The sequence below is a fragment of the Kitasatospora sp. NPDC002522 genome (genome assembly GCF_053595195.1).
In genome coordinates, this window is the sequence record NZ_JBSFXE010000065.1 from 1 (window position 1) to 12183 (window position 12183).

The window sequence follows — 12183 nt, forward strand, 5'->3', positions numbered from 1 at the left end:
CCCCAGAATCGCCAGCCCCCTGTGCACCACCAGCCACACCGCACCAGGAGTGCATATCGCCAAGAATGGCGCCAGAAGTGACGTAAACGCCCTCTTAGACACCGTTTCTTTTGGTGGAACGCCTTCCGAGTCAGCGGTCGTTCGTGGGCCCTGCGCACTCCTCCAGGAGGGCGGCGAGGGCAACGTCGGCAGACTGGGCCGGGAAGGTCCGGGAGGCCGCGGCGCGGTCCGGTGACGTGATCACGTAGTGGTGGGCGAGGTAGGAGAGATCTCCCCAGCTTTCCCGGCTGTGGGCGCGCATCAGGACCTGGTCGCATCTCGTGCAGGCGATCCACGGGACGAGGGCGGGGCCGGCCGGGTCCTGGTCGGGCCCGAGGGATGGCTCATCGTCCGAGACACCGCTGTTTTCGAGCAGCCTCAGATGGGTCGGCGTGTCGTCCCCACGGCATTGGAGGATCCGGGGCGTGAGTGCCTCCCTCTCGCCCCATGTTTCCGCGAGTACGGAGATCTGGGCCCTGACCGTCTCGTTGATCGGCACTTGATGGGCGAGGAGCTCTGAGACGAGCAGGCCGAGCCCTGCCTCCTGCTCCCCGATGTTCCAGCAGTCCCGGACCTCCTGGGCCTCCGGCTCCGGCAGCAGGGCGGCGAGTCGGTTCCAGACAGCAGCGTCATCGGTCACCCGGCCGACGCTACCGGCCGACGCTGACACCCAGACGCCGGAGGCAGATGAGGGTCACCGCGATCGCTGTGAAGCCCATGAAGTGCTCGGACTTCCGCTCATAGCGGCGGTGAAGTCGGCGGCAGCCCGACAACCACGACGTTGGGTTCGCTCGACCACCCAGCGGTGACGGCCGAGACTAGCCGAGCTCTCCACTCCGCGGCGGGCGATTCGCGGGACGATGCCGCGTGCCCGCAGCCACTTTCGCAGGTGGTCGTAGTCGTAACCCTTGTCCCCGTGCAGCTTGGCAGGCCGCCGGCGACGCGGCCCGCGACGCGACCTGATGGGCGGGATACCCAGCACCAAGGGCTCCAGGGCCTGGCTGTCGTGCACGTTGGCGCCCGAGACGGCGACCGAGATCGGCAGTCCGCTGCGGTCGCAGATGAGGTGAATCTTCGGTCACCCTCCCCGGCGACCAGCCCGGCACCCCGGGCCCCGCCTCCACCATCACCTACGACCGCGCAGGCCAGCCGAAGACCACCACCCGCCTGTCCACCACCGGCACCACACTGGCCACCACCAGCACCGCCTACGACGTCGCAGGCAACCCGACCTCAGCCACCGACGCCGACGGCAACACCACCACCGCCACCTTCGACCCCAACGGCCGCGTGCTGCGCCACGTGGAGCCCGTCTCCGCAGGCAAGACCACCACCACAGCTTTCGGCTACGACGCCGCGGGCAACCGCACCGCCTACACCGACGGCAACAACAACACCACCTACTACACCTTCAACAGCCTCGGCCTGCCCGAGTCCACAATCGAGCCGGCCACCTCCGCCTACCCGAACCTCGCCGACCGCACCTACACCACCGCCTACGACATCCTCGAGGCACCGGTCACCAGGATCGAACCCGGCGGCGTCACCCTCACCAGCAGCTACGACGCCCTCGGCCGACTCACCGGACAGAACGGCACCGGCGGCGAAGCCGCCACCACCCCGGCCCGCACCGTCGGCTACGACCTGGGCGGAAGGCATGCAGCGCCGGGCGGAGGCGCGAACTGGCGTCCTCGCAACCGGCGTTCGAACATGTGGCAGTCCGTGGGCAGAGCCGGGTGAAGGCCGCCGCACCAGTGCTATGTTGTCGCCACGGGGGAGCGGCAGAACCGCCCTGACGGACGATCGCGAGCGATCGGCCGGACCACAGGAGCGCGCCGCTCGGACAAGCACGATCAGTAGTGGGAAACGTGGCGCAAGCTGGTTCGCATTCGGCCGCAGGCCAGATGACCGGATACCTCTACCAGTGCGAACTGGCCCTGCTGGAACTCGCGCGCCGCAGCTGGGAAGACGCTTCCTGCGCCGTCCGGATGGAAGTCCTCGACGACATCGAGTTCCTGGACCCCGACAACCACACCCCACTGGAGCTGATCCAGTCCAAACACCGCGAAGCAGCCGGCCCGTTGAGCGAGGCCGGCAAGGACCTCTGGCGATCGGTCGCCTCGTGGATCGATGCGCTGGAAGCCCTCGCAACCCTCTCGGGCGCGGTGATGCCACTGCTGCGCCTGGTCTCGACCCAGATTGCCCCTGCCGACACCTTCCTCTCGATGCTCCGCCCCGGAGCCCATCGGGACACTCGTGCCGCACTGGCCCGGATGGAGAAGGTCGCCGCGGACAAGGACGGCGCGGAGGGGACGGCCAAAGACCGGCAACTGTTCATGGCACTGCCCCCCTCGCAGCGCCAGCTGCTGGTCGACGCCATCACGGTCGACGACGGCGCCCCGGTGATGTCGGACCTGAATCCTAGTCTGGCCAAAGAGCTGGGGATCACGCCGAGCGACCATGCCCAAGCCGCTCTCGACGACATTAAAGGGTGGTGGTACGGCATGGCCGTCGGACTGCTGGAGCGCAAGAACCCCCAGCGCAAGCGGCCCGCGGTCAGCGCCCAGGAGCTCATGTGCCGCAGGGACGAAGTCCTCGACCGGTACACCACGAGGAACCTGCCGATCACCGAGACCCTGAGCAACCTCACCCAGGCCGAGATCGCCGGCTACGAGGGGCAGCTCGTCGTGGCCCAGATGCGGTGGATCGGCCTGCCGGATCCTGAGATCGCCATGCACCTGCGCGACTACCACCACGCGCGCGCCCAGCGCTCCGAATGGCTGCGCACCTTCAAGATCACAAACGAGCGGCTCGGCGAGTACGAGCGGGAGCTGCACGACGAGTGGGAGCACATCTTCCGCCGTCGTACCCGCCGTTTCCACGGCGACATGGACGCACCCGACCGCCAGTCCCTCGGCCAGGACGTACTGGACGACACCATGGACAGGGTCGCGGACAGACCCGCCCGCCCCGGCAGCGTCACCGCATCGTGGATCGGCCGCGGCACCGTGCACGGACTGGCCGACCAGGCAGACACTGCAGACCCGGACCGCACCGTCGGCTGGCACCCGGAATACCAGGACCTTTGCAAGCCTCGGGAAGAGACGCAGGACCAGTGACCACGACCCCCCAGCACCCCGTTCCCGAGGCGGAAGCCCTCTTCAATCCCGCCTTCGGCGCCTACCTCCTGGCCAGCAGCGTCCATGCCGCGGCCAAGAAGGCACAGAACCCCCTACCGTGGCCCAGCGCCTTCCTCGTCCTGCCCCTCGTCCTTCCCGAGGACACCCGGCGCTCGCTGCCGAGCAAGTCCACCGTGACCCTCATGGCCTGGGCTCACGCCAACCCCCGCCACCAGGCGGCCTTCGCCGAACGAGCCGCCGCGCTGACCGACTACACCCGCGCCAGCCTGCGCACCGCCTTGCGCCACCAGGCCATAGGCACCAGTCCACAAGGCTTGACAAGCCCCCGGCCTCCCAAACCCTCCTCTCAGGCCCCCGGCGAGGAGGTCGCCGAATGCGCACGCGCCGCCGTACTCGTCGGCCGCTGGCTCGCCACGACAGACCCGGCTCGCGCCTTCACCGTCCTCGGCGTCCGTCCCTGATCCGCCCCATCCAAGGAGCCCCAGAACCGCCATGCAGTTGCTCGCCCTGGCCATGTACCACCGAGACGGCGGGACAGCCCCGAGAGTCCTGCGTTTCCGTCCCGGGGCGCTGAACATCATCACGGGCGAGTCCGAGACCGGGAAGTCCGAAGTGCTCGACATCGTCGACTACTGCCTCGGACGCAGGACACCGAACCTCCCCGACGAACCGATCGACCGGACCGTCGGCTGGTACGCCCTCCTCATCGTCTTCGACGACGGAAGCCGCATGATCCTGGCCCGACCCCGCCCCACCGGCGCCTCCACACTCCACGCCATGGTGCAGACCGGCGACAGCCGCCTCGACGTCCCCGCCGCCGGCGAACTCATCCCCAACTCCAACGTCGCAGCCCTGCGCAGCGAGGTCAGCGCCCGGCTCGGGATCGAGGACTTCCGCTTCCAGCCGCCCGCCGGCGCCGGACGAAAAGCCTTCGACGTCTCGATCGCCCACGCCGCCCTGCTCTGCTTCCAGAACCAGAACGAGATCGCCGACAAGAAAGCCCTGTTCCACCGGCAGACCGAAACCGGGATGGCACAGACGCTCAAGGACACGCTGCCCTACTTCCTCGGAGCCGCAGGCCCCGAACAGGCCCTACGGCGCCACCACCTCACGGAAGCCACCCGCGCTCAGCGCGCGGCCCGGCGCAAGTACGACGACGCCGTGCGCCACCAGGCCGCGACAGAAGCGAACGGCCTCGCCCTGATGCGCCTCGCGCAGAACGAAGGACTGCTCACCGACATCCCCGCCGCACCGAACACCGCCCAGGTCATCGATCTGCTGCAGCAAGCCCTGGCCGCCTCGCCGCAGACTGCGGCACCGCTCAACCTGTCCGACCGGCGCCAAGCGCTGAACACCGAACGCCGCACGCTGCGAGACCAACTCCAGGAATACGACGAGAACCTGGCGACAGTCGACCGCTGGCAGCAACAGGGGCGCGCCTTCACCGGGGAACTCCACCTCCAACTCGACCGCCTCAAGACGCTTGCCCTGCTCGGCCCCGAGCACCAGCACGACACCAGCGTCTGCCCGATGTGCACTCAGCCCCTTCCGCACCCCGACCCGTCGGCACAGGACATCGCCGAGCTCACCGGCCACCTGGCCGAGGAACTCGCCCACGCGCAGACCCTGCAGCCCGTTCGCGACGAGCACCGGCGCGCCCTGCAGACCGAACGCGACAGCATCGCCGAACTCCTCCGACTCAACGGGGTGCAACTGCGAGAATTGCTGGCCAGCGATGAGCGGATGCGCAATCTGCAGGAGCAGAACCTCCGCATCGCGCACATCCAGGGGCGGATCGCCGAAGCCCTCGCCCGTACCGGTACGGACAGCGACCTCGGCAGGCTGCGCCACGAACTGGCCCTGGCCGAGGAACGGACCGCAGCACTCCAAGACCTCGTGGACGAAGACGACGTGGCCGCCGAGACCGAACGGTGCCTGGCCGACATCGCCACCGACATGACTGCCTGGGCGAAGCGCCTCGACCTCGGACAGGCCGCAGAAGCGACAGAGGTCGGCATCAGTCTCAGCCTGCTCAACGTCGTCGTCAGGCGCCCAGCCGGCCGACTGCCCCTCACCCGCATCGGCAGCGCCAAGAACTGGATCGGCTACCACCTCGTGGCCCACCTCGCCCTGCACACCTATCTGCGGCGCAACGCCCGTCCCGTCCCCGGCTTCCTCATGCTCGACCAGCCCACCCAGGCATTCTTCCCCGAGAGGCCACGCGACGCCTCGAAGATCCAGGACGCAGACTGGGCCACCGTCACCGCCTACTTCACCCTCCTCGACGAGGTGGCGCGACTCAACGAGGGCAACCTCCAGATCATTGTCAGCGACCACGCCAACCTGCCCGACACCTGGTTCCAGGACGCAGTCATCGCCAACTGGCGCCCCAACGGCGCCGGAAGCCGAAACGCCCTCATTCCCCCGGAGTGGCTCGACTGACGACTCGCTGGCCACCAGCCTTGCCCCCGACTGCCGGCGCATCCGAATTCCGGATGCCGCCAGCCGACCGGTGGGACGCGGCGATCCTTTTGAACCTCCACCACCAAAGTCCCGGCCGGGCTGACGGGCCGGGGGGCGTGAGCAGGATGCGATGCTCGTCGGCCCCGACAACCGTGTGAGCCTGATCCGTCGCCTGCGCCAGGAAACTCGGCCGCTTCCTCCCGGGAGCTGGACCGCCACCGGCGGTCCAAGGCCGTGTCCGCATCGTCGTCGAGGAGCTACAGACATGGGTTACCACACCGAGTTCACCGGCCGGATCACCGTCGTCCCGCCACTGAACGAGCCCGAGCGGACGTACCTGCGCAAGTTCGCCCGAAGCCGCCGGATGGACCGGGACCAGGGCCCCTACTACGTTGACGGACGCTGCTTCGACTCTCTCGACCCCACGTGGCAGGAGGACAGCGACGTCCGCGATCCCTCCCGCCCACCGGCAGGCCAACCCGGACTGTTCTGCGACTGGGAACCCACCGACGACGGCAGCGCAATCGAGTGGAACCAGACGGAGAAGTTCTACGACGCCACCCAGTGGATGCGCTACCTCATCGACCACTTCCTCAAGGCAGACGCCACCGCGCAGGGCCATCCCGGGTTCGAGCACTTCACCTTCGACCACGTCCTCAATGGCTCGGTCGACGCCGTAGGCGAAGAAGAAGGCGACGAGTGGCAGCTGATCGTCCAGGACAACACCGTGACCACAGTGGGACCCGAACGAGGGGACCCCAGCTGGATGTGCCTGGGCTGCCTGCGGATCGTCGAAAGCGAAGACGCAGCCTGCTGCGCCAACGCGGAGACGTTTCCGGTCTGGCCAGCCTGAGCACCCTGGCTTCGTTCACGAGAAGTAGCAGCGATTGATCAGCGGTTTGGGCAGCAGTTAGTGATCTTGGGTGCTGTGGGTGTTCACCAGAAATGACGTCACCCGACGATCCGCGGCTCGCCGGATTCCTTCGCCAGGACCTCAACCTGGTGCCCCCGGCCTCGCCAGGCTTTCGTCAGCCTCCCCTGAATCCGTATCCTCATCGGGCACAACTGAAGCGGGCCGCCCGCTTTGGAGCACCGGGGGCATGTGTGAACTGGTTGATGGGAGCACGGCTGCGATCGTGGCGCGCAAGACGGCAAGGCTGGGACCTCGACGTCGTGCGGGCTCTTCGGCTGCCAGTGCCGCGCCCGACGCAGGAACGCGCCCGCGAACTCATCCGGCAGAGGAGCTGGGAGGCGGCGATCGACGAAGTCCGTGCAGCGACCGGCTATGACCACCAGGACGCCAGGTGCGTCGCACTCGCCCTCGCGTATGCCTGGAAGCTTCCGACTGACCGGTCCCCCAGGCTCATCATTCCCGGCGGCATAACCTGCCGCCAGCCGCCACCATGATCACTCACGTGGATCCAAGCAGAGCCATTTTGCGGATCGTCATCAACGGGGACGGCCCTCCGCCCGAAGGGCGGAGGGCCTCGGGTTGGTGCCCCCGCGGTCAGCCGGTCTTGGCGGGTGCTTCGGTCCGCGCCCGGGTTGAGGCGAGTCGGTAGGAGTCGGTGCCGGTCTCGATGATGGTGCCGTTGAAGGTCAGGCGGTCAACGATGGCCGCGCAGAGCCGGGGGTCGGTGAAGGTCTTCGTCCAACCGCCGAAGGACTCGTTGGAGGCGATGGCGACGCTGTTCTTCTCCTCGCGCTCGGTGAGGACCTGGAAGAGCAGTTCGGCGCCGTGGCGGTCGAGTTCCATGTAGCCGAGCTCGTCGATGCAGAGCAGGTCGACACGGCCGTAGCGCGCGATCGTCTTGTTCAGCTGCTTCTCGTCGGCGGCCTCCACCAGCTCGTTCACCAGCTTGGTGGCCAGCGTGTAGCGGACGCGGTAGCCCTGCATGGCGGCCTCGGTGCCCAGGGCGATGAGCATGTGGGACTTGCCGGTGCCGGAGTCACCGATCAGGCAGAGTGGCTGGCTCTTCTTGATCCACTCGCAGCTGGCGAGGGTGTTGATCACGGCGGGGTCGATGTTGGGGTTGGCGTCGAAGTCGAAGGTCCGCAGCGACTTGTCGCGGGGGAAGCCGGCGGCCTTGATCCGCCGCTCCGAGCGGCGCCGGGCCCGGTCGTCGCACTCGGCCATCAACAGCTCGGCGAGGAAGCCGCGGTAGGTCATCTGGTCCTTGGCTGCCCGGTCGGCGATATCGGCGAACTCGTTGCGGATCGACGGCAGCCGCAGCAGCCTGCAGGCGGTGTCGATGGCCGTGGTCGCGGCCTGCTCGGTCAGGTTCCGCTGGCGGGGCAGCATGGCGGTCATGGCGCTTCTCCCTCTCGCAGGTCACCGCCGCCGGCGCGGCGGTGTCGGAGCAACTGGTCGTAGTGGGTCACCGAGGGAAGCGGCCTGGTGTCCGGCGGAAGGTGGTTGAGCTTCCACTCGTGCAGGAACGTCACACTCGCCCCTCCCAGCCCGGCAACCGGCGGCCTCGGTGCGGGGACATCCGCGGCGGGTTCGTCCTCGGTCTGGGCGGCCTTGCGGGCCTCCAGGGCGACCGCGTCCGCGGTCAACGCCCCGGCCCGCAACGCTGTGGCCAGGCCCGCGACGATGTGCTCGTGCGCGAGATGGCGGCCCAGCAGCAGCACCTCGATCAGTGCCCGGGTGCCCTCGGCGTCGCCGTGGGCCCTGACCGCCGCGGCCCACCAGGCGTCGTGGACCGGGGTGAACTTCCCGGCGGAGCGGGCCTGGTCGAGCGCGGTCGCGCCGGGGAAGGCGCCGGGCTTGCGGACCAGGGCTTCCAGGTAGTGGTCCAGCTCCAGTCGGCAGCCACCCTTGGCGATCAGCCGCTCGTGCCGGGCGACCTCGATGTTCCTGTCGTAGACCACCAAGTGGGAGGCGTGCAGCAGCACCCGGACCCGCTTGCCGATCAGGCGGACCGGCACCGAGTAGCGGTTGGTGCGGACCACGATCTGCCCGTAGCGGTCGACGCGCGGGGTGAACACCCGCCCAGTCTCAAACGGGTCCTCTGGCAGTGGCAGTAGCCGCGCTCGCTCGTCCTCGAAGTACTCGTCGACCGTCCTCGCCCTGGCCCCGATCCGCCGCCGCCCGTCATGCCGGTCCCACTGCTCGACCAGTTCGTTCAGCTCCGCCAGCGACTCGACCTCCGGCACCGGGACGAAGTGGTTGCGGCGGAAGTAACCGATCTGCCCTTCGACGCCGCCTTTCTCGTGGGCGCCCTCGATGCCGGGCCGGCAGTAGAAGCTCTCGATCCCGAAGTGCGACTTGAAGGCGATCCACCGATCGGCCTCGATCCGGGCCCGGCTCAGCCCCAGCACTCGGGCGACGGCGGCCTTCAGGTTGTCGTAGCGGACCTTGCTCCGCGGGACGCCGCCCAGTGTCCGCAGCGCGTGGACGTGACCCTCGAAGAACGCCTCCTGCCCGCAGGACGCGAAGACCCGGTGGACAGCCTTGCCCGAGTAGGACAGGCGGAAGGAGAACAGGTAGCAAATCACCAGCTCGCCGGAGAGCTTCACCGTCACGTCGCCGAAGTCGACCTCGGCCTCCATCCCGGGCTGGTGCGTCTGTGGGACGAACGCCTCGATCGGGGCCTTGCCCGACTCCACCAGGATCTGCGGCTTGCGGTCGGCGACGTAGCGACGGACCTGCTGGTAAGAGACCTCGGCACCGTGCTCCTCGAGCAGGCGGTGGAAGATCCGGGTGACCGTGTGCCGCTGCTTGCGCGGCGCGTCCAGGTCGGCCCGCAGAATCCCGTCGACCACCGCCTTGTACGGGTCCAGCGCGGTCGCCCGGGGCGGGAGCTTCTTCCGTGGCTCCGGCCAGACCGAGTCCACGGCCTTCCTGATCGTCCGCCACGACACGTTGTACTTGCGCGCGATCTCCCGCAGCTTCATGCCGCCGCGGTGGTCACGCCGGATCGCGGCGTACAGCTCGACCTTCGACATCTGCGGCATGACCAGGGCCTTTCACCAGGAGCACTCCCGATGCTGGCCTGGCAAGTACCCCGGTGACGCCGAAACTCGTGAACATCACCCATCCGTGGTTCTGGGTGACTCCCAAACCCGTGAACAACTGACGTCACAACTCGTGAGTTGGTTGAGGGCGGTGCGGCAGCGGATGGGGCCAGTCAGTGCGGCCGACACGTGGGGGAGGGACCATCAGAGGCCCGGTTCCGAAGGCCGGCCGATCCCGGCTCCGCGCCGTTGGCTGATGGCAGAAGAGGCCCGGATGTCCCATCCGGGCCTTCGCTGTTGGTGCTGTGCGTGGTGCTGGACGCGGAGTTTCTCCGGGCCGTTAGGGCTTGTAGGGACACGGCTCCGCACGCACGAGAGATCGTCGACCACGCCGCGGCCTGCTCCAACGTGGCTACGGATGGCCCGCAACGGAACGGCCGGACCTGGCCTCGCGAGCTGTCGCCGGCAGGTGGTCGGGCACCAGGCAGTGCTGCATGCGGATCCTTCTCCAGGCGTCCTTCCAGAGGTCGACGGTTCGTTGGGGGACTCCGCAGGCCGACACGATCGCGGTGACGCGTTCCAGGGGCGGGAGGCTGTCGCGGCGGGTGTCCAGTGCCTGAGCCAGGGTGCTGCGCGGCAGGCCCGTTGTCTTCTCGAGCCGCCGTAGGGAGGGCTCTCCGCTCCACGCTTTGAGCTGTCGAAGGTGCTGGACGAACTCGCCCGGTGTCGTGGCAGCCGAGGGGTCCGGGGGTGTGGAGGGCCGCCCTGTGCCCGCACCCGTTCCGGGCGCATCCGGGTGTCCGGTGGGCGAACCGGCCCCTCCCCGCGCCTCCCTTCGAGGCTGTGCGTTCTGGGCGGTCGGCTCCGGGACGTCCGGGGACGGCTGGCCCGGCCGGGGGCGGAGGGTGACGGTGAGCAGGGCGAGCTGGGCGCGATTGGCGGAACCGGTTTTGGCGCGTATGCGGCGAAGGTAGGTTTCCACGGTGTGCGGGCTGAGCTGTAGGCGCCGGGCGATGGTGCTGTAGGTGAGGCCCTGGGCAAGGTGTCCGAGGACTTCGATCTCACGGGGGGACAGTGGCGGTGGGGGCGTTGACGCGGGCACGGTGCTCTCCTTCCGGCGCGTCAGGACCTAGGGGCGGGTTGGTCGTCCTCGGTCGGTCAGGGCTGCTGGTTGCACTGTGCGCCGCATCCGCCCCACGAGGTGTCGTGGGGGGCAATGATCTGCAATGGCGCGACGACGGGCCCCTGGGCGTGTGGGGTGGTCGGGGTGCCCAGGCCGAGGACCGCGGCCGCGGCCAGCAGGGCGGGGGCGAGGCCCGCGACAAGCAGCTTGGCGGTGGGGCGGATGTGATTCACGGGGTCCTCCGGGGGACTCAAGGGCTGGTCGACAAACGGGAGTTGCTGTCGTTGTGCGATAAGTCTCGATGACGCGGCCAGCGCGGGGCTATGAGTCCTGCACGTCATCAAGTTGCGTGGCATCAAAGGGACCGGGGGACGAACATGGACAATCACCCGCAAGATCTGTTCACGGAGCCGGCTGACGCGCAGGTCTACCGATGGGTCCTGGCGAACCGGCGGGTCGACCTCGCGTCCATCGCCGCGGCGTTGGACATGACGGAGCAGGCCGTCGGGGAGTCGGTGGAGCGGCTGCGCGCCCTGTGCCTGGTGCACACCTTTCCCTCCCCGCCGGGCGAAGGCTATGCGGTGGCGCCGGAGGCGGCGATGGCGGCGATGGCCGCACCGGGCCAGGCCCGGATCCGCCAGGAGGAGGAGCGGATAGCCCGGGGTCGTGCGCTGCTGTCCGGCTTCCTGCCGCACTACCACGGCGCCCAGCAGGGGACCGGCGCCGGGATCGAGGTGATCCCCACTCTCTCCGAGGTCCGTGCGGCCCTCAACCACGCGGCCGACACCTGCCGAACCGAGGTCCTGGCCAGCCAGCCCGGCGGCGGGAGCCGTGTCCCGGAGGCGATGCAGGAGGCGCTGGCCCGCGACGAGGTGCTGCTGCGCCGCGGGGTGGCCATGCGCACGCTCTACCACCACACGGCCCGGTTCAACGGTCCCAGCCAGGCCTACGTCGAAGCGGCGTCGCGCCTCGGCGGCCAGTACCGCACCAGCCATGAGCTCTTCGGGCGCCTCATCGTGTTCGACCGCGCCCTGGCCTTCATCCCCGCCAGCGACGGGTCCTGGGGGGCAGTGGCGGTCCGTCAGGAGTGGCTCGTCGCCTACCTCTGTGACATCTTCGAGCAGACCTGGACCCGCGCCCGCCCTTTCACGATCGCCGCATCGGAAGGCCTGGAGCAGGTGGCCCAGGAGATCGACAGCACCATCGTCGAACTGCTCGCCGCGGGGCTCAAGGACGAGACCATCGCCCGACGCCTCGGAATGTCGCTGCGCACGGCCCGCCGACACATCGCCGACATCATGCAGCGGCTCGACGCGGAGAGTCGTTTCCAGGCCGGTGTGGCTGCCGCCAAGGCCGGGTTGATCGTCGAGTAGCGGGCGCTCCTCCTCACTGACGGACCGTCACAGCAGCTCAGTGACAGGCAGTCACAGATGTGGAGTCCGTGCGCTGCCGAGCGAA

General features: G+C 68.8%; 11 protein-coding genes and 1 pseudogene. 6 read left to right on the plus strand and 6 right to left on the minus strand.

Going from position 1 to position 12183, the window contains the following annotated elements; translation table 11 throughout:
• Nucleotides 1-130: 130 nt before the first annotated feature.
• Both ACWD4U_RS32650 and ACWD4U_RS32655 read right to left on the minus strand, forming a co-directional pair.
• On the minus strand, nucleotides 131-679 hold the full coding sequence (locus ACWD4U_RS32650; protein ID WP_363461118.1) for a hypothetical protein: 549 nt from the start codon (nucleotides 677-679) through the stop codon (nucleotides 131-133).
• 10 nt (nucleotides 680-689) lie between these two features.
• Nucleotides 690-1114 (minus strand): annotated as a pseudogene (locus tag ACWD4U_RS32655) (IS5 family transposase); the annotation flags it as partial.
• Nucleotides 1115-1341: 227 nt separating this feature from the next.
• Between ACWD4U_RS32655 and ACWD4U_RS32660 the strand changes: the two are divergent.
• The 5 genes from ACWD4U_RS32660 to ACWD4U_RS32680 all read left to right on the plus strand — a co-directional run bounded on the left by ACWD4U_RS32660 (nucleotide 1342) and on the right by ACWD4U_RS32680 (nucleotide 6495).
• Nucleotides 1342-1779: a hypothetical protein gene (locus tag ACWD4U_RS32660; protein ID WP_449787382.1), complete on the plus strand. Its 438-nt coding sequence runs from the start codon at nucleotides 1342-1344 to the stop codon at nucleotides 1777-1779.
• Between the two features lie 164 nt (nucleotides 1780-1943).
• Entirely contained in the window at nucleotides 1944-3158 is a 1215-nt protein-coding gene (locus ACWD4U_RS32665; RefSeq protein ID WP_363461116.1) for an ABC-three component system protein, read from the plus strand.
• The gene (locus ACWD4U_RS32670; RefSeq protein ID WP_363461114.1) at nucleotides 3155-3640 is read left to right on the plus strand and encodes a three component ABC system middle component; all 486 of its coding nucleotides are present in this window, start codon (nucleotides 3155-3157) and stop codon (nucleotides 3638-3640) included. The genes ACWD4U_RS32665 and ACWD4U_RS32670 overlap by 4 nt, the downstream gene beginning before the upstream one ends.
• Before the next feature lie 31 nt (nucleotides 3641-3671).
• Entirely contained in the window at nucleotides 3672-5621 is a 1950-nt protein-coding gene (locus ACWD4U_RS32675) for a DUF3732 domain-containing protein (protein ID WP_363461112.1), read from the plus strand.
• A 286-nt stretch (nucleotides 5622-5907) separates the two neighbouring features.
• Nucleotides 5908-6495: a hypothetical protein gene (locus ACWD4U_RS32680; RefSeq protein ID WP_363461110.1), complete on the plus strand. Its 588-nt coding sequence runs from the start codon at nucleotides 5908-5910 to the stop codon at nucleotides 6493-6495.
• A gap of 654 nt (nucleotides 6496-7149) precedes the next feature.
• Here the strand turns inward: ACWD4U_RS32680 and istB are convergent.
• The 4 genes from istB to ACWD4U_RS32700 all read right to left on the minus strand — a co-directional run bounded on the left by istB (nucleotide 7150) and on the right by ACWD4U_RS32700 (nucleotide 10958).
• Nucleotides 7150-7944, minus strand: coding sequence for an IS21-like element helper ATPase IstB (gene istB / locus ACWD4U_RS32685; protein WP_363461122.1), 795 nt, complete (start codon nucleotides 7942-7944; stop codon nucleotides 7150-7152).
• A gap of 5 nt (nucleotides 7945-7949) precedes the next feature.
• Complete coding sequence (gene istA, locus ACWD4U_RS32690; RefSeq protein ID WP_363461120.1) at nucleotides 7950-9593, minus strand: IS21 family transposase; 1644 nt, start codon at nucleotides 9591-9593, stop codon at nucleotides 7950-7952.
• A 421-nt stretch (nucleotides 9594-10014) separates the two neighbouring features.
• On the minus strand, nucleotides 10015-10704 hold the full coding sequence (locus ACWD4U_RS32695) for a response regulator transcription factor (RefSeq protein ID WP_363461108.1): 690 nt from the start codon (nucleotides 10702-10704) through the stop codon (nucleotides 10015-10017).
• Between the two features lie 56 nt (nucleotides 10705-10760).
• Nucleotides 10761-10958, minus strand: a complete 198-nt coding sequence (locus tag ACWD4U_RS32700) for a hypothetical protein (protein ID WP_363461106.1) — start codon at nucleotides 10956-10958, stop codon at nucleotides 10761-10763.
• A 144-nt stretch (nucleotides 10959-11102) separates the two neighbouring features.
• Between ACWD4U_RS32700 and ACWD4U_RS32705 the strand changes: the two genes are divergently transcribed.
• Entirely contained in the window at nucleotides 11103-12098 is a 996-nt protein-coding gene (locus ACWD4U_RS32705) for a helix-turn-helix transcriptional regulator (protein WP_363461104.1), read from the plus strand.
• The last annotated feature ends 85 nt before the right edge of the window (nucleotides 12099-12183 follow it).